Consider the following 22229-nt stretch of genomic DNA (forward strand, 5'->3'; position numbering starts at 1 on the left):
CCGCGCGCGGCCCGATCAGTCCATCCGGGGGCTGCCCCCCGTAGTCGGATGCTCACAACAATGACAACAACGGAGCTTCAAGATGAACCGATACCTGCGACTGGCCGGCCTGGTGCTGGCCATGGCCCCGCTGGCCTATCCCTGGGGCAACCTGGTGCGCGCCGCCGACGCACCGGGCAAGACTGCCGCCGGCGTGCGCTACCACGGCGGCGACGAAATCATCCTCCAGGGCTTTCACTGGAACACCGTGCGCACCACCTCGAGCGACTGGTACGCGACCCTGTCCAGCATGGCGCCGACCCTGGCCGCCGACGGTTTCAGTGCGATCTGGATGCCGGTGCCCTGGCGCGACTTCTCCAGCTGGAGCGACCCGGCCAACGGCACCTCGGGCGGCGGCGAGGGCTACTTCTGGCACGACTTCGACAAGAACGGCCGCTACGGCAGCGACAGCCTGCTCAAGCAGGCCGCCGGCGCGCTCAATGCGGCCGGGGTCAAACCCATCTACGACGTGGTGCCCAACCATATGAACCGCGGCTACCCGGACAAGGAGATCAACCTGCCGGCCGGACAGGGGCTGTGGCGCCACGACTGCAATGACCCGGGCAACTACGCCAACGACTGCGACGACGGCGACCGCTTCATGGGCGGCGACGCCGACCTCAATACCGGCCATCCGCAGAACTACGCGATGTTCCGCGACGAGTTCGCCAGGCTGCGCAGCCAGTATGGCGCCGGGGGCTTTCGCTTCGACTTCGTCCGCGGCTACGCCGGCGAGCGGGTCGCCAACTGGATGAGCGATGCCCACGACAACGGCTTCTGCCTCGGCGAGCTGTGGAAGGCGCCGGGCGAGTACCCGAGCTGGGACTGGCGCAACGGCGCCAGCTGGCAGCAGATTCTCAAGGACTGGTCCGATCGCGCCAAGTGCACGGTGTTCGACTTCGCCCTCAAGGAGCGCATGCAGAACGGCGGCATCGCCGACTGGCGCCACGGCCTCAACGGCAACCCCGATGCGCGCTGGCGCGAGGTGGCGGTGACCTTCGTCGACAACCACGACACCGGCTACTCGCCCGGCCCCAACGGCGGCCAGCACCACTGGCCGTTGCCGGACGCGCGGCTGAAGCAGGCCTACGCCTACATCCTCAGCAGCCCGGGCACGCCGGTGGTGTACTGGCCGCACATGTACGACTGGGGCCATGGCGACTTCATCCGCCAGCTGATCCAGATCCGCCGCGCCGCCGGGGTCAAGGCCGCCTCGGCGATCCAGTTCCATTCGGGTTATTCCGGCCTGGTGGCGACGGTCGGCGGCAGCCAGCAGCAATTGCTGATCGCCCTGGACTCCAACCTGGACTCGCCCGGCCAGGTGGCCAGCGGCGACTTCACCGAGGCGCTCAACGCCGACAACGGCGCGATCCGTATCTGGCGCAGCGGCCAGGGTGACGATGAAGATCAGGGCGAGCTGGTCAGCGTCAACTTCCGCTGCGACAACGGCGTGACTCAGTGGGGCGACAGCGTCTATGCGGTGGGTAACGTCGCCCAGCTGGGCAACTGGAGCGCGGCCGGCGCCGTGCGCCTGAGCGACACCAGCGCCTACCCGACCTGGAAGGGCAGCATCGCCCTGCCGGCCGGCCAGCAGCTGGAGTGGAAATGCATCATCCGTAACGAGAGCGACCCGGCGCAGGTCAAGACCTGGCAGCCGGGAGGCAACAATAGCCTGACGGTTACGGTCGGGGCCACCACCAGCGGCGGCTTCTGAGTCTGCCGGGCCGCCGCGCCGTTCCCGGCGGCCCGGTCTCTATCGACAGGAGAGATCGATGTTGTCCCCTCTTGTAAACCGGCTGACCGCCTTCAAGGTCGGCTTCCTGCCGCGGCTGTACCTGCTGATCGCGGCGCTGGCCCTGCTGCTGGTGCTGCTCGGCGGCAGCAGCCTGAGCGCCATCGGCGAGCTGCAGGGCTCGGGCGAACGCATCGCCCACAGCGCCGCGCGGCTGCAGGCCAGCCAGAGCTTCTTCAGTGCCCTGCAGGGCCTGACCCAGAACCTGTCCGATGCCCTCGGCGCCGAACGCGCCGAGGAACTCGAGGCCTTCGCCACCGCGCATGGGCAGCATGCCGAACGGGTCGACGCCCGCCTGGACGTCATGCGGACCCTGGGGAACGGCGCCGAACAGGCCGAGCTGGTGCGGCTGGGGCAGTTGCTGCCGCAGCTGGACGCGCAGAGCCGCGAACTGCTGGAGGCGCAGCGCCAGGTGCTGGCGCGGGTCGAGCGCACTGCGGTGACGCTGCGCAACCTGCAGCTGCAACTGTCGCGCTTCAAGCAGGACCTGCTCAGGGTGCAGGCGGTCACCAAGGACGACTACGTCGCCTACTCGCTCAAGCAGTTCATCATTCCGCTGGAGCAGGTCGAGGCACTGGTCTTCGACGCGGTCGGCAGCGCCTCGCCGCAGCGCCTGCAGCAGGCCGAGGCCAAGGTCAGGGAACGCATGCCCAATCTGCATGACAAGCTGGGGCGGGTGCTGGACGACCTACTGCCCCACCAGGACAGTCGCACCGACTATGTGCATACCTATCGGGGCGAGTTCGCCGAGATCAAGCGCAACCTGCTGCTCGACGGCCAGGGCGCGCTGGCCCAGTACGCCGGCTGGCTCGCCGACAAGCAGGCTAACCAGGAGCGCAAGCGCCAGCTGCAGGCGTTGCAGGCGCAGGTGGGCGAGCAGGTCGGGCAACTGATCGAGGCGAGCGAGCGCGACGCCCGGGCGCAGCTTGAACAGGCGCGCCTGACCTATCGGCGCGGCTTCGATCGCCTGCTGTGGCTGGCCGCGCTGTCGCTCGGCATCGCCCTGAGCATGGGCATTTGGCTCAGCCGCACCATGCGCCGGGCGCTGGGAGCGGTGTCCGGCGCGCTGAACCGGTTGGCCGAGGGCGATCTGCGCGGCCGCTGCGATTACCAGCGGGCAGACGAGTTCGGCCGGGTCGCGGCGGACGTCAATCGGGTCGCCGGCAACCTGCGCGACGCCCTGGCGCAGCTGGGCCGCGCCGCCGACCAGCAGGACGCCATCGCCCGTGGCAATGCCGATTCCTGCGCCGAGGCGCGCCAGGGCCTGGATCGGCAGCGCTCGAGCATCGGTGCGCTGGCCGCCAGCCTGACCCAGATGGAATCGAGCTTCGCCGAGGTGGCGGTGCATGCCGAGCAGACCGCGCGGCGGGTCGACAGCGTCGGCGCCTGCGTCGACAGCGGCAGCCAGATCATGGCCGGCACCATCCGCAGCACCCGGGCGCTGGCGCAGCAGCTGCAGGGCAGCGTGGCCGAGATCGCCGAGGTCGAGGTCGGCGGGCAGCGCATCGGCCAGATCCTCGCGGTGATCCGCAGCATCGCCGAGCAGACCAACCTGCTGGCCCTCAACGCGGCCATCGAGGCGGCGCGTGCCGGCGAGCAGGGCCGCGGCTTCGCCGTGGTCGCCGACGAGGTGCGCAGCCTGGCCTTGCGCACGGCCAGTTCCACCGGCGAGATCCAGTCGCATATCGACGGTCTGCTGCAGGGCATCCAGGCGGCGGTACAGTCGCTGGAGCTGAGCCGCCAGCACATGCAAGCCAACCTGGCCCAGGTCGGCGAGGCCGATCAGGCGATGCAGCGGATCCACGAGCAGGTCGGCGCCATCGCCGGCATGTCGCGGCAGATCAGCCAGGCCACCGCCCAGCAGCGCCTGGCTGCCGAAGACGTGACGCGCAGCATGCACGACATCCACGCGGTGGCCGAGGACAACATGCAGCGCATCGTCGGTATCACCGAGAGCAGCGAGCGCCAGGTGGCCATGGTGGCCGAGCAGCAGGCGCTGTGCGCCCGCTACCTGACCTGAGCGATCGGTGCCTGCTGCGCGAAGGCGTGTATCCGGCGGATTGGGGCGGGGTGGCGGAGGATGAGAGGGCGTTCGGCGAGTGACCGCGCAAGCTCGGTGCGCACGGAGCACCCTACGATGGTGCCGATACGCCGATATGTAAGTCTGCGGATATGGTGCGGCGAGCCCTAGGGTGCGCCGTGCGCACCAGGGATAAACGCCGATCTGCCAGACCGGCGCCTATTCCCGGTCCGGTCGAGTTGTCGCCGCTGGATGGGGTATGCAGAAAGAGCCACCGAGGCCGCGGTGCTCCGCGGCGCACCCTGAGAACACGGCAGGCCTTTGTAGGGGGCGCGCGTGGCCGCCTAGCAGGCTGTTGAAAAACTATCTGCGTTGCCACTGCTGCGTTAAAAACAGGCTCGTGCGCGAGTCCGATCAAAATGCTCATTTACAGCTCGTAAACTCCGCTTTTTCGCCTATTTTTGCCTTGCATTGGCTGCCTCGCCTACGTTTTTCAACGGCCTGCTAGCTCTGCCTATTCACCAACCTGCCACTCATGCGCCTGCTGCAGCGCCTGTTCCAGCTCGGCGCGCCAGGCGTCCGGGGTGCGGCCTTCGAGCAGTTCCAGGCGCCGCAGCTGGGCGCCGCATTCGTCCAGGCAGCGTTGCAGCCAGGCGATGCGCTGCAGGGTCAGCGGCGTGCAGGTCTGGCCGCCGAGGTCGTCCTCCAGATCGCTCAGGTGCGAGCGCCAGGCCTCGCGCAGGTACAGGCCGTCGAGGCCGCCGCCCAGCGCGTCCTGCCACTGGTCGATGATGCGTTGCAGCCAGGCCAGTACCGTGGCGCTGGCGCCGCGTCCAGCCAGATGGCTGCGCAGGCGCCGGTAGCACTCCAGGGCGATGCGCTTTTCCAGCTCAAGCGCGGTCAGGGCGGCGCTCTGCCCGCGCTCGCGCTCCAGGCCCAGCAGATAGGCGTAGTAGCAGCGCGTTTCGAAGCGCTCGGCGCCGTGGTGCTGCGGGGTCAGCAGCCCGTTGCTGTTGCACGCGCGCAGCGGGTCGAAGCGGTACATATAGCCGAAGTCGAACAAGCGGATGCGGCCGTCGTCGAGCAGGTTGCCCGGGCACAGGTCCCACTCGAAGAAGCCCAGCTGCAATAGCGCCAGCAGCGTATCGAACAGCTGCAGCAGGCGCCGCTCGTCCCACTCGCTGACCGCCTCGCCGGCGATCCACGGCGATAGCAGCAGACCTTGGCGATAGCTGGCGTAGCGGGTCTCGACTATCGCACCGAGAGCCTCGTGCCACTGTTCCTGACGCTTGAGTGCCTGCAGTTCGCTGCGGCGCTGCACTTCGTTGAGAAACGAGGTCTGGCCGTCGGGGTTCTTCACCTTGCACGGATTACGTGCGCGCTTGAGCGTCCACAGCCTACCGCTGACCTCAATCTGGTAGATCTCTGCGGTAAGCCCACTGCCGAAATGGCGACGCACCCAGGGGCTACTGGCACGGGTGGCGAGCAACTGGTCGAGGGGCAGCGGGCAACCCGCGAGCGAGCCTACTTCGAGTTCGGCGCGGCTGGCGGCGAAGGCCAGCTGGCTTTGACGGCGTTGTTGTTCTGGTGTCATGACGGTACCGGGTAGCAGGTGGTGCGCGGCGTACCCTACGGACTCCGCGCGCTGAGAAATCATCAACGTCCTTGCACGATCACCACCCGGTCTTCGCCGAGGGTGCGGGCGAAGGCGTAGGGCTGGGTGGACAGCTGCTGGTGGCGGCCGGCGCCGATGGCCGGGTGGCGCGCGCGGAACTGGCCGAGCAGGCGCCAGTGCGCCAGCAGTTCGGCGATGGGCGCCTGCTGCTGGGCGTCCCAGTTCATCGACGAGCGCGTGCCCTGGTGCGGGTCCGAACCCGTGGGCCCGAGCGGGCGCGCGCTTTCGTCGCCGTAGTAGATCTGCACCGCGCCGGGTGCCAGCAGCAGGGCTCCGGCCAGGCCGCGCTGGCGCGCCAGTTGATGGCCCTGGTCGGCGAAGAACAGCGAGGTGTCGTGGGACGAGGCGTAGCTCATGAAGTTGTGCCGCGCGTCGTTGGCCAGCAGCTCGGCGTAGTCGCGGTAGCCGTCCTCGATCTGGCGCAGGCACTCGCTGCCCCTGGCGGCCAGCTCGCCCTGGAAGTCGAAGTTGATCAGCGCGTCGAAGCCGTGCTCCTGGTAAACGCTGGCCTGCGGGCCGTGGCCGAACACCTCGCCGACCATCCAGAACGGGCTGCCGCTCATGGGATCATCGGGGTTGGCCGCCGACCACTCGGCGCGCGCCTTGTCGGCTGCCTGGCGCAGCGCCGCCCAGCTCTCCAGTTCGACGTGCTTGACGGTATCGGCACGAAAGCCGTCGACGCCGAATTCGCGCACCCAGAAGCTCAGCCATTCCACCAGATAGTCGCGCACCCGGTAGCCCTCGCGTGGCACGGCGCGGGTGTCGGCCTTGCGCAGCAGGAAGGGCGGCAGGGACACCGGCTGCTGACTCTCGGTCTTGAAGTCGGGGAGGAAGGCCAGCGAGCCTTGGCGCGGGTCGACCAGCACGCTGGGCGGGCTGTCATAGTCGGCGATGTCGGCGCGTACCCAGTCCTTGCCCCACCACTGGCGCCAGGCGTCGTGCTGGTAGTCGATCAGGTTGTGGTAGGCGTGCAGGTTCTCGAAGCTCTCCGGCTGCCAGTCGCTCCAGCGCGGCGGCAGGTACTGCTGCATGCCGCCGCGCAGCGCGCCGAAGCCGAGCGCCTGCATGTCGGCCAGGGTCGAATAGCCGGGGTGGTTGAGCACCACGTCGAACAGCACGCGGATGCCGCGGGCGTGAGCCTGGGCGATCAGCTCGCGCAGCTCGTCTTCCGTCCCCATGTTGGCGTCCAGGCGGGTGAAGTCCAGGGCGTAGTAACCGTGGTAGGCGTAATGGCGAAAGTCGCCCTTGTCACCGCCGCCGACCCAGCCATGGATCTGCTCGAAGGGCGCGCTGATCCACAGTGCGTTGATCCCCAGCTGCTGCAGGTAGTCGAGCTTGCCGGTCAGGCCGCGCAGGTCGCCGCCATGGAAGGTACCGATCTCCTGCTCGCCGTCGGGCTGGCGCCCGTAGCTGCGGTCGTTGCCGGTATCGCCATTGGCGAAGCGGTCGGTGATAGCGAAATACACCGTGGCATTGCGCCAGTCGTGGGCGGGCGCTGGCGCCGGCTCGGTTGGCTCGAGCAGGAGCAGGCCGTCGCTATGCGCCGCCGGGGTCAGCTCGATACGGCCGTTTTCCACCGTGGCCAACTGGCCGCTGTAGGCATCGCGCAGCACCTCGCCATCGGCGAATACCTGGCCGACCGCGACGCTCAGCGCCTCGCCCTGCCAGGTGCGGCAGGTGCTGCGCGGCGCCTGCTCGCGCAGCGGCAGCAGGCGCAGATGGGGCTGGGCGTCTTCCTGAAACAGCAGGCGATAGCGGCCGGGCTCGCCGATCTGCAGGCTGAGTGAGCTGCCCGCGTGCCAGTCCTGACGCTGGTACAAGGCCAGCGGCTGGGCGCTGCCGCTGGCATTGGGCGCCTGCAGACGCAACTGGCCGGCGCTCAGTTCCAGCTCGACGCTGTAGCGCTGCGGCGCGGAGTTATTCCATTGCAGCGGCACTGGCCGTTGATCCAGCCAGGCCTGCAGCTGCGGCTCGGCGCTGGCAAACTGGCAGAGCAGGGCGCAGGCCAGGGTGGTGAGCGAAGTCGGCAACGAAGGGCGGCGCATGGGGTTCTCCTGCAACTGGCGAGCCTCCAGTACACCCGCACCACGCCGCCTGCAACAGGCGCAGAAGGGGCAGGGGTGCATACTTTTTTCAGGGAGGCGCTGGCAGACTACGCCCCCGCTTCTACGCCCTCGAGAGCGCGACCGGGGAGGATGTGGCGCTTGCCCTTTCGGTCGAGGATGACCGGGCTGGCAGAGCGCTCACCGGCTCGCCGCGGTTGTGGATCAAAAACAAGAAGCCACGAGGACAACAAGACATGAACAAGACGCTGCTCAGCGCAGTCGCCATCGGCCTCGCCGCCACCCTGAGCCATTCCCTGCCGGCCCAGGCCGCCATCGAGGAGGGCAAGCTGGTCATCTGGATCAACGGCGACAAGGGTTACAAGGGGCTGGCCAAGGTCGGCGAGCGCTTCACCGCCGACACCGGCATCGCCGTGGAGGTGGCCCATCCGGACAGTGCCACCGACAAGTTCCAGCAGGCCGCCGCCACCGGCAACGGCCCGGACATCTTCATCTGGGCTCACGACCGCCTCGGCGAATGGGCGCAGAGCGGGCTGATCTCGCCGATCACCCCCAGCGCCAAGGTCCAGGGCGAGATCGAGGACTTCGCCTGGGAGGCGGTGACCTACGGCGGTAAGCTGTGGGGCTACCCGATGGCGGTCGAGGCCATCGGCCTGCTCTACAACAAGGCGCTGGTGCCGACCCCGCCGGCCAGCTTCGACGAGGTGCTGGCGCTCAACGCCGAGCTGGCCAAGTCCGGCAAGCGCGCCATCCTCTGGGACTACAACAACACCTACTTCACCTGGCCGCTGCTGGCCGCCAACGGCGGCTATGCCTTCGCCGCCGCCGAGGGCGGCTACGACACCAGTCGCACCGGGGTCAACAACGCCGGCGCCAAGCAGGGCGCGCAGACCCTCAAGGCGCTGATCGACGCCGGGGTGATGCCCAAGGGCGCCGACTATAGCGTCGCCGAGGCCGCCTTCAACAAGGGCGAGTCGGCCATGTTCATCAGCGGCCCCTGGGCCTGGGCCAACGCCAAGAAGAGCGGCATCGATTTCGGCGTGGCGCCGATTCCCGCGGTCGGCGACGCGCCGAGCCGGCCCTTCAGCGGGGTGATGGCCGCCGCGCTGAACGCCGCCAGCCCCAACCAGGCGCTGGCCGTGGAGTTCCTCGAGAACTACCTGCTGCAGGTCGAGGGGCTCAAGACCGTGAGTGCCGACGTGCCGCTCGGCGCCGTGCCGAACAAGGCCTATATGGCCGAGCTGGCCAGCGACCCGTTGATCAAGGCCACCTTCGACAACGCCCAGCTCGGCCAGCCGATGCCCAACGTGCCGGAGATGGGCGCCTTCTGGTCGGCCATGGCGCCGGCGCTGAGCAACATCACCTCCGGTCGGCAGACCGTGGACGCCGCGCTGGACGACGCCGCCAAGCGCATCGCCAAGTGAAATCCGGCCGCCGTCGACGCCTGGCGTCGCGGCGGCCCCGCTCCGAGGCTATAAACCTGATGTCCGTCGTCAATCTTTCCGCCGCCGTGGCCAGTACGCCCATGAAACTGTTTTCCCTGCCGTCGCTACGTGCCGGCCTGCGCTGGAGCCTGTGGGGCCTGTTCAATGTCCTGGCGCTGTATCTGGTGCTGGCGCTCTATGCCCAGCAGCAACTGGCCTTCGCCCTGCTCGGCCTGGTGGTCACCGGCATCGCCAGCTACGTGTTCATCAGCCGCCGCACCTACGCCCATCGCTACATCTACCCGGCGTTGGCGGGCATGCTGGTGTTCGTCATCTTTCCGCTGCTGTACACCGTGGGCATCGGCTTCACCAACTACAGCGGCAGCAATCTGCTGAGCTTCGAGCAGGTGCAGCGCTATCACCTGCGCCAGACCTACCTGGCCGGCGAGCGCTACGCCTTCAGCCTGCACCGCGATGAGGCCGGCGAGCTGCGTTTGCGCGTCGACAAGGGCGAGCGCGGCGCGTTCGTCTCGCCGCCTCTCGTTGGGGATGCGACCGGCGACGCGGCCGGCGAGCCGCTGGCGCTCAGGGCCGAACGCGAACCCGGCGAGCTGGGCGAGGCACTGGCGCTGCGCGAGGTGATCCAGCGCCGCGCCGAGCTGGAGCAGTGGGTGCTGCGCGGCAGCGACGGCGAGCTGCTGCGTCTGTACGGCCTGCGCGAGGTGGCGGCGGTCAAGCCGCTGTACCGCCTGCTGGAAAACGGCGACCTGCTCAACACGCGTAGCAACGAGCGCCTGGAGCCCGACCATACCACCGGCTTCTACCTCGACAGCCACGGCAACAAGGTGGCGCCGGGCTTCACCGTGTTCGCCGGCACCAGCAACTTCACCCGGGTACTGACCGACCCGAGCATCCGCGGGCCCTTCCTCGAGATCTTCGTCTGGACCGTGGCCTTCGCCGGCCTCACCGTGCTCTTCACCCTGGCCGTCGGCCTGGTCCTGGCCAGCCTGCTGCAGTGGGATCTGGTGCGCGGCAAGGCGTTCTACCGGCTGATGCTGATCCTGCCCTACGCGGTGCCGGCCTTTATCTCCATCCTGGTGTTCCGCGGCCTGTTCAACCAGAACTTCGGTGAGATCAACCTGTTGCTCAACGGCCTGTTCGGCATCCGCCCGGACTGGTTCAGCGACCCGACCCTGGCCCGCTCGATGATCCTGATGGTCAACACCTGGCTGGGTTACCCCTACATGCTGCTGCTGTGCATGGGCCTGCTGCAGGCCATTCCGCGCGACCTCTACGAGGCCTCGGCGATGGATGGCGCCACGCCCCTGGACAACCTGCTGAAGATCACCCTGCCGCTTCTGATCAAGCCGCTGGCGCCGCTTTTGATCGCCAGCTTCGCCTTCAACTTCAACAACTTCGTGCTGATCACCCTGCTGACCCGCGGCGGCCCGGACATCATCGGCGCCACCACCCCGGCCGGCACCACCGATCTGCTGGTGAGCTACACCTACCGCATCGCCTTCCAGGACTCGGGGCAGAACTTCGCCCTGGCGGCGGCCATCGCCACGCTGATCTTCCTGGTGGTGGGCGCGCTGGCCTGGCTCAACCTGAAACTGTCGAAAGTCAAAGTCTGAGGAACCCGCCATGGCGATGGTGCAACCGAAATCCGTGAAATACCGCCTGTGGCTGACCCATGCAAGTCTGCTCGGCTTCATCGCGCTGATCGTCTTCCCGCTGCTGATGGTGGTGTCGATCAGCTTCCGCGAAGGCAACTTCGCCACCGGCAGCCTGCTGCCGGACAACCCGACCCTGGAGCACTGGTCGCTGGCCCTTGGCATTCCCTACCAGCATGCCGATGGCTCGGTGACCCAGCCGCCGTTCCCGGTGCTGACCTGGCTGTGGAACTCGGTGAAGATCGCCTTCATCAGCTCGGCGCTGATCCTGCTGCTGTCGACCACCAGCGCCTATGCCTTCGCCCGTATGCGCTTCGCCGGCAAGGGGCCGATCCTCAAGGGCATGCTGATCTTCCAGATGTTCCCGCCGGTGCTGTCGCTGGTGGCCATCTACGCCCTGTTCGACCAGCTCGGCAAGCACGCCGGCTGGCTCGGGGTGAACAGCCACGGCGCGGTGATCGTCGCCTCGCTCGGCGGCATGGCCCTGCATATCTGGACCATCAAGGGCTACTTCGAAAGCATCGACGCCTCGCTGGAGGAGGCCGCCATCGTCGACGGCGCCACCACCTGGCAGGCCTTCGTGCACATCCTGCTGCCGATGAGCGTGCCGATCCTCGCCGTGGTGTTCATCCTCGCCTTCATCACCAGCATCACCGAATACCCCATGGCCTCGGTGCTGCTGCTGGACGTGGACAAGCTGACCCTGTCGGTCGGCGCCCAGCAGTACCTGTACGAGCAGAACTACCTGTGGGGCGACTTCGCCGCCGCCGCCGTGCTCTCCGGTCTGCCGATCACCCTGGTGTTCCTCTATTGCCAGAAGTGGATAGTCGGTGGGCTGACCGCGGGGGGCGTTAAGGGGTAGCCACGATTTGGTGCGCACGGCCTAGGCGGCCCCGCGACACCCTACGGGTTAGGCGTGATCAACCGCAAGGCGGTTGAAACCCGCCACCCGATACCGATGTAAGATTCGCCAAAACCCGGACAACGATAAATAACGGGAGAGGATCATGACCACAGCGGCCCGTCCGCCACTGCCTTTGATACCGGCCAAGCTGGCCGCGCCGTCCATTCATCCCGGCCTGCTGCCGCGGCCGCGCTTCGACGAGTGGCTGCAGCGCCTGCCCCAGGTGCGCCTGGCCGTGCTGCAGGCGCCCAGCGGCTTCGGCAAGACCGTGCTGGCCAGCCAGTGGGCCGCAGCCTTTGCCGGCGCCGTGGCCTGGCTCAATCTCGACGGCAACGACAACAGCCCGCGGCAGTTCGGCCGCTACCTGCTCAATGCCCTGCATCGCCAGCTCGAGGGCGGTTGTCCGCAGTGCGTCAATCGCGCCGAGCAGGGCGACGACGGCCTCGACGGTCTGCTCACCCGCCTGCTCGCCGAACTGCCGGCCGAGCACCCGCCGCTGTTGCTGGTGCTCGACGAGTTCGAGGCGCTGCGCAACCGCGAGGTGATCGCCGCGCTGCGCTTCTTCCTGCGCAACACGCCGCCCTGGCTGACCCTGTTGGTGTGCAGCCGCGGCCTGCCGGACCTGGGCGTGGCCGAGCTGCGGGTCAAGCGTCAGCTGCTGGCGCTGGACGCCAGCCACCTGGCCTTCGAGCTGGACGAAGTGCAGGCGCTACTGGATCTGGGCTTGCCGATCGCCATCAACCGCGAGCAGGTCGAGCGCCTCAACCGGCGCATCGGCGGCTGGCCCTGCGCGCTGCAGCTGACCCTGCAGGAGGTGCAGACCGGGCGCGGCATGGACCTGTTTCTCGAGGCGCTGCAACTCGGCCATCCCTACGTGCGCGACTATTTCCGTGAGCAGGTGCTCTACGGCCTGGACGGCGCCACTCAGGATTTTCTGCAGTCCACATGCCTGCTCGAGCGCTTCAGCGCGCCGCTGGCCGACCGCCTGACCGACAGCTGCAACGGCCGCGAGATGCTGGAAAACCTCGAACGCAGCGGCCTGTTTATCCAGGCGGTGGACCCGTTGCGTCAGTGGTTCGCCTACCACCCGCTGTTCGCCAGCTTCCTGCGCAACGAGCTGTCCACCCATCATCCGCAGCGCATGGGCGAACTGCACCTGCGCGCCGCCGAGGCGCTGCTCGAGGAGAAGATGGCCGAGGAGGCCGCCCGCCATGCGCTGCTGGCGCATGATCCGCAGCGAGTGGCGCAAATTCTCGAGACCCACGGCCGTCACTTCTATCGCCAGGGGCGTCTGGAGCTGCTGCAGCGCTGCCTGGCCGTGCTGCCGGAGAGCCGTGTGGCCGAGTCGCCGCTGTTCACCCTGTTGCAGGCCTGGGCCTCGCAGAACCAGTACCAGAGCGATCAGGTCGAGCGCTGGCTGCAGGCCGGCGAGGCGGTGCAGCGCGAGCAGTTCAGTGCCGAGCAGTGGCAGCGCATCGAGGCCGAATACCAGGCGGTGCGCGCCCAGGTGGCGATCAACCAGGGCGACCAGCAGCGTGCCATGGCCTTCGCCCGCCAGGCACTGGCGCTCGAGCCGCTGACCATGCGCACCTCCCGCGTCGCGGCGCTGTCGGTGCTGGCCGAGTCGCACTTCGTCCAGGGCGATCTGGCCAAGGCCCAGCATCAGCACGAGGAAAACGTGCGCCGCGCGCAGCAGATCAACGCCTCGCACCCGGTGCTGTGGAGCCTCGGCCAGCTGTCGGAGATCGCCGTCGCCCAGGGCCACCTGCAGAAGGCCTACAACCTGCAGGAGCGGGCGCTGCAGTACATCGAGCAGGAAAAGCTGCCGGTCACCCCGATCATGGAATTCATCCACCGCGTGCGCGGCCAGGTGCTGCTGGAGTGGCACCACCTCGATGCCGCCGAGCAGTGCGCCCTGCAGGGGCTGGAGATACTCGATACGGTGGGCGACCACTGGTTCCTGCAGTGCTACGTGCTGCTCGCCCGCGTTGCCCATGCGCGCGGCCAGCAGAACCAGTGTGCCGACTACATCGGCCGGCTCAAGACGCTGCTGGCCGGCGACGACTACCACATCGACTGGCAGGCCAACGCCCACGCGGTGATGCTCACCTACTGGGACTCGACCCAGGACAAGGACAGCATCCGCCAGTGGCTTGCCACCGCGCCGCCGCTCAAGCCGGGGGCCAACCACTTCGCCCAGCGCAACGCGCGCAACCATGTGCGCGCCTACCTGGCGCTGAACCAGGGCGACCGCGCGCTGCCGATCCTGCGTCAGCTACAGCTTGATGCCGAGCGCCACCAGCTGGTGATGGACCAGAACCGCAACCATATCCTCCAGGCGCTGGCCTACTGGCAGCGCGAGGAACGCCAGAGCAGCCTCGACCATCTGCACCAGGCGCTGACCCTGGCCAGCGGTACCGGCGCCATCGGCAGCTTCCTGCGCCTGGGCAAGCCGCTGATCGCCATGCTCAAGGCACTGCAGCACGAGCGTCGCCTCGACGAGCTGGAACACCAGCGCGCCGAGCGCCTGATCCAGCTGGCCCAGCAGCAGCGCGACTTCAGCCGGGCGATCCGCATCACCCTGGACGAGGCGGTGATTCAGGACATCATCAACCGCCCCGACGTGCCCGAGCTGATCCGCCATTCGCCGTTGACCCGGCGCGAATGGCAGGTGCTCAGCCTGATCCACGCCGGGCTGTCCAACGAGCAGATCTCCGAACACCTCAACGTCGCCCAGACCACCATCAAGACGCATATCCGCAGCCTCTACCAGAAGCTCGCCATCACCCAGCGCAGCGAGGCGGTGCAGCTGGCGCGCAGCCTGTTGAGCAAGATTCAGGGCGAGTAGGGGAGAACCGATATCCCGGCCCCGCAGGGTGCGCCGTGCGCACCGATGCGTGGTCGGGGCATCTGTCGTATGCGTTGGCGCTTCGATAGGCGCGGGTTGGTGCGCACGACCCGGGCGGCCCCGCGACACCCTACGGCTTTGCCCGCGCACGGTGTCCATCCCCAAAACTCCTCCCCCTTGCCGGCCACCAGCTACGCCGTCGAAAACCCCAGCGGGGAGGATGTGACGCCTTGCCCCCTTGCCTAGAGTGGAGCTGTCATCACGAACAACAAAAGGCTTGCTGTATGGCTGTTATTCGCAAGGACTGGTGGCGCGGCGGCGTCATCTACCAGGTCTACCCACGCAGTTTTCTCGACAGCAACGATGACGGCGTCGGCGACCTGCCCGGCGTAATCGCCAAGCTCGACTACATCGCCAGCCTCAACGTCGACGCCATCTGGCTGTCGCCGTTCTTCACCTCGCCGATGAAGGATTTCGGCTACGACGTTTCCGACTACCGCGGCGTCGACCCGATCTTCGGCACCCTCGACGATTTCCGCACGCTGGTCGCGGCCGCCCACGAGCGCGGCCTGCGCATCATCATCGATCAGGTGCTCAACCACTGCTCCGACCAGCATCCCTGGTTCGCCGAGAGCCGTTCGAGCCGCAGCAACGACAAGGCCGACTGGTTCGTCTGGGCCGACCCCAACCCGGACGGCACGCCGCCGAACAACTGGCTGTCGGTGTTCGGCGGTTCGGCCTGGACCTGGGAGGGCCGGCGCAAGCAGTACTACCTGCACAACTTCCTGGCCAGCCAGCCGGACCTCAACTTCCACTGCGAGGCGGTGCAGCAGCAGTTGCTCGGCGACATGGAGTTCTGGCTGCAGCTGGGCGTCGACGGCTTTCGCCTGGACGCTGCCAACTTCTACTTCCACGACCAGGCGCTGCGCAGCAACCCGCCAAACCCGGACATCCGCGAGGGCGGCATCGGCGTGCGCGCCGACAACCCCTACGCCTACCAGCGCCACCTGTACGACAAGACCCAGCCGCAGAACCTCGACTTCCTGCGCCGCCTGCGCGCGCTGCTGGAGCGCTACCCCGGCACCGCCACGGTGGCGGAGATCGGCTGCGACGACTCGCTGCGCACCATGGCCGCCTACACCAGCGGCGGCGATACCCTGCACATGGCCTATTCCTTCGACCTGCTCACCGCCCAGTGCAGCCCGGCGTTCATCCGCCACACCATCGAGAGCATCGAGCGCGAACTCAGCGACGGCTGGCCCTGCTGGTCGGTGGGCAACCACGATGTGGTGCGGGTGATGAGCCGCTGGGCCCTGGCCGGCGAAGAGAGCCCGGCGCGCGGTCGCCTGCTGATGGCGCTGCTGCTGTCGCTGCGCGGCAGCGTGTGCCTATACCAGGGCGAGGAGCTGGGCCTGCCGGAGGCCGAGCTGGCTTACGAGGATCTGGTCGACCCCTACGGCATCCGCTTCTGGCCCGAGTTCAAGGGCCGCGACGGTTGCCGCACGCCGATGCCCTGGAGCCGCGACGGCGCCCACGCCGGCTTCTCCAGTGAGCGGCCCTGGCTGCCGCTGGACGAACGCCACCGCGCCCTGGCGGTGGACGTGCAGGAGGCCGACGCGGCCTCGATGCTCAACAGCTACCGGCGCTTCCTCGCCTGGCGCCAGGAGCAGCCGCTGCTGATCGACGGCGATATCCAGGTGCGCTACCACGACGACGACCTGCTGGTGTTCGAACGGCGTCTGGGCGAGCAGGCCTGGCTGTGCCTGTTCAATCTGGGCGACCGCGAGCGCCGCTACGACCTGCCGCTGATGGTCGAGCCGCTGGAGAGCGTGCCGTCCAGCACGGCCGAGTTCCTCGGCAGTTGGGTACACTTGCCGGCCCATGGGTTCGGCTTCGCCCGGCTGCTGGGCTAGTGCCGCGACATGCATGAAGTGTTGGTTGATCGCGGTCTTACCCAGCTACTGCGATCCCCCGTAGGGTGGGTTAGCCGCATACCGCCATTAACCGGCATCAGCGCATAAGTGACGCGGCGTAACCCACCATCGGCGCAACGCGGTCAATCGCTTGGTGGGTTACGCGGCGCACCACCCTGGGAGTGTCCGAGCGTTCGGCGGTTGGCGCCGCTAACCCACCCTACAGCGATCGACATCTCATGGTTGTCGCGACACTAGGCCCCTTGCGTTTGCAGGAGCCTGTCCGGCTCCTGCAGGTTCTTAAGCTTTCCGGCCGGGCCCAATCCATAGGTTCCCGGCCCCGTTCGAGAGGTATCCCATGGCCAGCGTTACCCTGCGCAACATCTGCAAGCACTACGACGGCACCGCCATCACCCGCAACATCGACCTGGACATCGAGGACGGCGAATTCGTGGTTTTCGTCGGGCCGTCCGGCTGCGGCAAGTCCACCCTGTTGCGGCTGATCGCCGGGCTGGAGGAGATCAGCTCCGGCGAGCTGCTGATCGACGGTCAGCGGGTCAACGACCTGCCGCCCAAGGATCGCTCGGTGGGCATGGTGTTCCAGTCCTACGCCCTCTACCCGCACATGACGGTGGCGGAGAACATGGCCTTCGGCCTCAAGCTGGCGAAGATCGGCAAGGCGCAGGTCCGCAGCAAGGTGGAGGAGGTTTCGCGCATCCTGCAACTCGATGCGCTGCTCGAACGCAAGCCCAAGGACCTTTCCGGCGGCCAGCGTCAGCGTGTGGCCATCGGCCGTACCCTGGTGCGCGAGCCCAAGGTGTTCCTGTTCGACGAGCCGCTGTCGAACCTCGATGCCTTCCTGCGCGTGCAGATGCGCATCGAGATCTCGCGCCTGCACCAGCGCCTGAAGTCCACCATGATCTACGTCACCCACGACCAGGTCGAAGCCATGACCATGGCCGACAAGATCGTCGTGCTCGAGGCCGGGCGCATCGCCCAGGTCGGTGCGCCGCTGGAGCTCTACCACTACCCGCGCAACCGCTTCGTCGCCGGCTTCCTCGGCTCGCCGCAGATGAACTTCCTCCAGGTGCGCGCGCTCAGCGCCAGCAGCGAGGCGGTGGAGATCGAGATGCCCGGCGGCTACCGCATGCGAGTGCTGGTCGACGGCACCGGCGTCGAGCCCGGCGAGGAGTTGACCCTGGGCGTGCGCCCGGAGCACTTCGTCGCCGCCGAGCAGGCCGACTTCGCCTTCTACGGGCAGATCAGCGTGGCCGAGCGCCTGGGCGACCACAACCTGATCTACCTGAGCCTGGAAGGGGTGGAGCACATCATCACCCTGCGCAGCGATGGTGACCGCCGCGTGGCAGTGGGCGAAACCTTCGCCGCGGGCCTGATGGCCAGCAAGTGCCACCTGTTCCGCGCCGATGGCCAGGCCTGTCCGCGGCATTATCGCGAGCCGGCGATCTACGGCTGATCACGGCGTGTGGCGTACCGAGCCGGCGCTGGCGGCTGCCTCTACGCTGCCGAGCCCAAAAAGGTGGGCTTCGCGGGTTCAGGGGAAAGTGCGGGTTGACCCCGGACTGGCAAGTTTGTGTGCGTATCGCTTACTGGCTTAGCACCCTCCACTACCGCGTCGGCTGAACGTTTTGGGTTGCGCCCCTTACGGGCGCCACACCTTGATTCGCTGCGCTCACCCTTCGGGCCTGCCTGCGGCTGTCACTCCGCTGCGCTACGTTTCGGCCTCCTGACGGGACCGAGGCGCGAGCTTGCATAATCTTTGCGAAGTTGAAATTGGCGGCGTCTGGCTTTTGCCTTTGCTCTTCAACTGCGATGGAACAGACGACGCCCAAGTCCCCTTCAGGAGGCCGAGTGGAATCACCGTGGAAGGGGTTGAGCGACGTGGATGTCGCGAGAGCTGCGATGGGCCAGGGATGGCCCTTCGCAGCGTGCCCCTGGAGCGGTGATGGAGCGAGGGAACCCCGGCGCAGCAGGGCGGGGGCGCCTAGCTCGGATGCAGGGGTGTGTTTCTTTGCTTACTTTCTTTGCACAAGCAAAGAAAGTGAGTCGCCCGTAAGGGGCGAAACCCAGCAGATCAGACGACACGCTAAGGGATAGTGCCAAGTCATCGACAGCTAACTGTGTAAACCCAGTACGTTGTTCAGTGGAAGCGGTGCTCTGCTGATCGGGGGCAGGTATCCGAGGCTGGCGTGCAGTCGGTGCCAGTTGTAGTGATGCAGCCAGGGCAGCAGGTGCGCTGCTCGCTGCTGTGAAGTGTCGTAGCTACGGGCATAGGCCCATTCACGCAGGCTCGTTTGGATGAAGCGCTCGGCCTTACCGTTGGTGCGTGGCGTATAGGGCTTGGTACGGATGTGTTTCAGCCTGAGTCGAGCACACAACCGTTGAAACGCCCGGGACCGATAACAGGCGCCGTTGTCTGTCATGACGCGCCGAAAGCAGATGTTCAGCCCGCGGTAGTAGCGCAGTGCTTGCAGCAAGGCCCGGCAGGCGCTGCTGCCGCGCTCATCTGGATGCAGGCTGGTGAACGCCAGTCGGGACGCATCGTCGATAGCCACGTGCATGAACTCCCAGCCGGCGCCGTCGGAGCACTGCTGACGGTCGCCAGTGACTCGATGCCCGGGTTTCCAGAAGCGGCCAAGCTTCTTGATGTCCAAGTGCAGGAGATCGCCAGGATTGGCGTATTCATAACGCACCACCACAGGAGCGGGTTCCAGCTCAGCCAGCCGATGAAAGCCGGCCTGCTTGAGGCGGCGGGCCACGGTACTGACGGCCAGGCCGAGTATCTGAGCGATCTGCCGGTAAGTCTTGCGAGAGCGACGTAGCTCGATCAGTTGCTCGACCAGAGCGATTGCCGTGGCATGGGGGCATGAGTGCGGACGTGATGAACGATCCATCAGGCCAATCTCACCTTCCTCACGAAAGCGTTTGAGCCACTTGTAGGCTGTACGCACACTGACGCCAGCGGCTTGTGCCGCATCTTCGACTCGCAGACCGTTGAGCATGCGCTGCACGAGAAGGGCTCGACCTCGCGGGGTAAGACGGGCATGTTTATGCAGGTTCATCCGGGGCTCCTGGAAGGCTGTGTTGGTCGCGCTTCCAGAATTCCGGGAATGCCCCGGATGAACAACCTACTGAGAGATCACAGCTAACACGTAATTGCCAGTCCGGTATCAAGCGTGTCCTCCCCGCGAGAATACGAAGAACCAAAATAGGTGGTACTTCGACGATACGCCGGACCTCGAAAGAGACAGGTTCGTCGTCATCGGAGTCCTTATGCCTCATCTGCCATCACGCACCTGGATCTGCGCCCTGGTCGGTATCGCCGTCGCGCTCGGCACCTTCGAAGCCACGCGTCGCTATCGGCAACTGGCGAGCGCGCCGGCGCTGAGCGACACCAGTCGCGCCCTGGGCATCGACGGTCATCATGTTCAGGCCGGCCCCTGGCGGCTGTTCACCCGCAGTGTCGGCGCTGCCGATGCACCGGTGGTGGTGCTGGTGCACGGGCTGGTCATCTCCAGTCGCTACATGGAGCCGCTGGCCAGGGCGCTGGCCGACAACGGCTACCGCGTGCTGGCGCCGGACCTGCCGGGCTACGGCGAGAGCGCGACGGGCACGCCACGGCGCGTGCTGAGCGTCGAGCAACTGGCCGATGTGCTCGACCTCTGGCTCAGCGCCTGCGCCATCGACAAGGCCACCTTCATCGGCAATTCCTACGGCTGCCAGATCCTCACGGCCCTGGCCGTGCGCCACCCCGAGCGGGTGGAGCGCCTGGTGCTGCAGGGACCGACTGTCGACCCGGCAGCGCGCAGCCTGCTGCCCCAGCTCTGGCGTGCCGTGCGCAATGGCCGTCGCGAACGCCAGCGCTCCAGTGCCGCCATCGGCCGCATCGATTACGCCAAGGCCGGCGTCTGGCGGGTGCTGGGCCGGCGTGCCGTTCTACCTGCGTACCGGCAAGCGCATGCCGCAGAAGCTGTCTCAGATCGTCATCCACTTCAAGGCGCCGCCGCACTACATCTTCGCCCCTGAGCAGCGCCAGCTGATCGGCAACAAGCTGATCATCCGCCTGCAGCCGGACGAGGGCATCGCCCTGCAGGTGCTGACCAAGGATCAGGGCCTGGATAAGGGCATGCAGCTGCGCAGCGGCCCGCTGCAGCTGAGCTTCTCCGATACCTAACGCAGCACGCGGATTCCCGATGCCTACGAACGTCTGCTGCTGGAAGTGATGCGCGGCAACCAGAACCTGTTCGTGCGCAAGGACGAGATCGAATACGCCTGGCAGTGGTGCGATCAGTTGATCGACGGCTGGCAGCGCCTCGGCGAAGCGCCGAAACCCTACACCGCCGGCAGCTGGGGACCCATGGTGTCGGTTGCCTTGATCACCCGTGATGGCAGGAGCTGGTATGGCGATCTCTGAACTGCAACTGCCGCCAGGCGTCCGGGCCTGTCCGCATGACGCTGCCGGACAAATGGCTCAGGCGCTGGCCGTGCGCGTGGCTGATGCCTTGCGTGAGGCCATCGCCAATCGCGGTCAGGCGACCTTGGTGGTGTCCGGCGGGCGCAGCCCGGTGCCGTTCTTCGAAGCGCTGGCGCAGCAGGACGTGCCCTGGGCACAGGTGCGGGTCAGCCTGGCCGACGAGCGTTGGGTGCCGGTCAACCACGCCGCCAGCAACGAGGCGCTGGTGCGCCGTCACCTGTTGCGTGGCCCAGCCGCTGAAGCGCGTTTTCTCAGCCTTTACCAGGTCGCTGGCAATCTCGAACAGGCAGCCAAGCTGGCCGATGCCGCGGTTGCCGAGCTGGCGCCGATCGATGTGCTGGTGCTGGTGCTGGGCATGGGCGACGATGGGCATACCGCCTCGCTGTTCCCCAATATCCCTAATCTGAGCCAGGCGCTGCAACCTGGCTGCGCACGTCGCGTGCTGCCGATGCTCGCCCCCAGTGAGCCGGCGCAACGCCTGAGCCTGACCCTGCCCGTGCTGGCCAGCGCACGCCTGCCGCTGCTGGCAATCCAGGGCCAGACAAAACTGAACATACTCAACGCAGCTTTGCAGTCTGGTGAAATCACCGAACTGCCGATTCGTGCGTTCCTGCATTCCCCCCTCGAAATCCACTGGTGCCTCTGACATGACCAGCCTCGACCAAGGCCAGCGCGCGCGCATGGCCGACAAAATCGCGGAGATCGACCGCATCTGCGCGCAGGCGCGGATCATGCCGGTGATCACCATCGCCCGCGAGGCGGACATCCTGCCGCTGGCCGACGCCCTGGCCGCTGGTGGTCTGCGCGTGCTGGAAGTGACCCTGCGCTCGGAGCATGGCCTGGAGGCGATTCGCCGCCTGCGCGCCGAGCGCCCCGAACTCTGCGTTGGCGCTGGCACCGTGCTGGATGAAGACATGCTCGCCGCGGCGACCGCCGCCGGTGCGCAGTTCATCGTCACGCCGGGCAGCACGCGTGAGCTGTTGCTGGCGGCGCTGGATAACCCGCTGCCGCTGCTGCCGGGTGTGAGCAGCGCATCGGAACTGATGGTTGGCTACGCCCTGGGTTATCGCCGCTTCAAGCTGTTCCCGGCGGAGATCTGCGGTGGCGTCGCGGCGCTCAAGGCGCTGGCCGGGCCTTTCGGCGGGGTGCGTTTCTGCCCCACCGGCGGCATCACCCCGGACAACCTGCAGCGCTACATGGCGCAGCCCAACGTGATGTGCGTAGGCGGCACTTGGATGTTCCAGCGCGAGTGGGTGGAAAGCAGCGACTGGGCACGTATCCAGCAATGCAGTACCGAGGCCTTGCAGCTGTTGAGCTGAGGCGTGCCAGTGGCGGCGCTGCTACCGCATATCGGATTGCTCTAAAATCTGTGTCGCATTGGCCGAT

At 67.1% G+C, this 22229-nt stretch carries 14 protein-coding genes and 1 pseudogene; 12 read left to right on the top strand and 3 right to left on the bottom strand.

Annotated features, from left to right (window positions below; genetic code table 11):
• The first annotated feature begins 82 nt into the window (after positions 1–82).
• A complete protein-coding gene (locus JLK41_RS13095; protein ID WP_210389082.1) occupies positions 83–1753 on the top strand; it encodes a glucan 1,4-alpha-maltotetraohydrolase domain-containing protein in 1671 nt (556 codons plus the stop codon).
• A gap of 58 nt (positions 1754–1811) precedes the next feature.
• Positions 1812–3851: a methyl-accepting chemotaxis protein gene (locus tag JLK41_RS13100; RefSeq protein WP_210389083.1), complete on the top strand. Its 2040-nt coding sequence runs from the start codon at positions 1812–1814 to the stop codon at positions 3849–3851.
• A gap of 514 nt (positions 3852–4365) precedes the next feature.
• Here the strand turns inward: JLK41_RS13100 and JLK41_RS13105 are convergent.
• Together JLK41_RS13105 and JLK41_RS13110 are read right to left on the bottom strand one after the other, a co-directional pair.
• On the bottom strand, positions 4366–5445 hold the full coding sequence (locus JLK41_RS13105) for a protein kinase family protein (RefSeq protein WP_210389084.1): 1080 nt from the start codon (positions 5443–5445) through the stop codon (positions 4366–4368).
• 62 nt (positions 5446–5507) lie between these two features.
• The gene (locus tag JLK41_RS13110; RefSeq protein WP_210389085.1) at positions 5508–7571 is read right to left on the bottom strand and encodes an alpha-amylase; all 2064 of its coding nucleotides are present in this window, start codon (positions 7569–7571) and stop codon (positions 5508–5510) included.
• Positions 7572–7825: 254 nt separating this feature from the next.
• On the opposite strand from JLK41_RS13110, the gene malE reads away from it, so the two are divergent.
• From malE to malK, 6 genes are all read left to right on the top strand, one after another.
• The gene (gene malE / locus JLK41_RS13115; protein WP_125881655.1) at positions 7826–9013 is read left to right on the top strand and encodes a maltose/maltodextrin ABC transporter substrate-binding protein MalE; all 1188 of its coding nucleotides are present in this window, start codon (positions 7826–7828) and stop codon (positions 9011–9013) included.
• Between the two features lie 101 nt (positions 9014–9114).
• Positions 9115–10647: a maltose ABC transporter permease MalF gene (malF, locus tag JLK41_RS13120; protein ID WP_371919684.1), complete on the top strand. Its 1533-nt coding sequence runs from the start codon at positions 9115–9117 to the stop codon at positions 10645–10647.
• Between the two features lie 10 nt (positions 10648–10657).
• Positions 10658–11548, top strand: coding sequence for a maltose ABC transporter permease MalG (gene malG, locus JLK41_RS13125; protein WP_210389086.1), 891 nt, complete (start codon positions 10658–10660; stop codon positions 11546–11548).
• A 145-nt stretch (positions 11549–11693) separates the two neighbouring features.
• Entirely contained in the window at positions 11694–14438 is a 2745-nt protein-coding gene (malT, locus tag JLK41_RS13130) for an HTH-type transcriptional regulator MalT (RefSeq protein ID WP_210389087.1), read from the top strand.
• Between the two features lie 284 nt (positions 14439–14722).
• Entirely contained in the window at positions 14723–16351 is a 1629-nt protein-coding gene (locus JLK41_RS13135; RefSeq protein WP_210389088.1) for an alpha-glucosidase, read from the top strand.
• Positions 16352–16709: 358 nt separating this feature from the next.
• Complete coding sequence (gene malK / locus JLK41_RS13140) at positions 16710–17825, top strand: maltose/maltodextrin ABC transporter ATP-binding protein MalK (RefSeq protein ID WP_147811681.1); 1116 nt, start codon at positions 16710–16712, stop codon at positions 17823–17825.
• A 658-nt stretch (positions 17826–18483) separates the two neighbouring features.
• Here the strand turns inward: malK and JLK41_RS13145 are convergent.
• Positions 18484–19431: an IS481 family transposase gene (locus JLK41_RS13145; RefSeq protein WP_210389071.1), complete on the bottom strand. Its 948-nt coding sequence runs from the start codon at positions 19429–19431 to the stop codon at positions 18484–18486.
• 211 nt (positions 19432–19642) lie between these two features.
• Between JLK41_RS13145 and JLK41_RS13150 the strand changes: the two genes are divergently transcribed.
• From JLK41_RS13150 to JLK41_RS13165, 4 genes and pseudogenes are all read left to right on the top strand, one after another.
• Positions 19643–20395: an alpha/beta fold hydrolase gene (locus JLK41_RS13150; protein WP_244976415.1), complete on the top strand. Its 753-nt coding sequence runs from the start codon at positions 19643–19645 to the stop codon at positions 20393–20395.
• Positions 20289–20783 (top strand): annotated as a pseudogene (locus JLK41_RS13155) (glucose-6-phosphate dehydrogenase); the annotation flags it as partial. The gene JLK41_RS13150 and the pseudogene JLK41_RS13155, both read left to right, overlap by 107 nt.
• Complete coding sequence (pgl, locus tag JLK41_RS13160; protein ID WP_210389089.1) at positions 20770–21489, top strand: 6-phosphogluconolactonase; 720 nt, start codon at positions 20770–20772, stop codon at positions 21487–21489. The pseudogene JLK41_RS13155 and the gene pgl, both read left to right, overlap by 14 nt.
• Position 21490: 1 nt before the next feature.
• Entirely contained in the window at positions 21491–22162 is a 672-nt protein-coding gene (locus JLK41_RS13165; RefSeq protein WP_210389090.1) for a bifunctional 4-hydroxy-2-oxoglutarate aldolase/2-dehydro-3-deoxy-phosphogluconate aldolase, read from the top strand.
• The last annotated feature ends 67 nt before the right edge of the window (positions 22163–22229 follow it).

This window comes from Ectopseudomonas khazarica (genome assembly GCF_017915135.1).
Lineage (GTDB): Bacteria > Pseudomonadota > Gammaproteobacteria > Pseudomonadales > Pseudomonadaceae > Aquipseudomonas > Aquipseudomonas khazarica.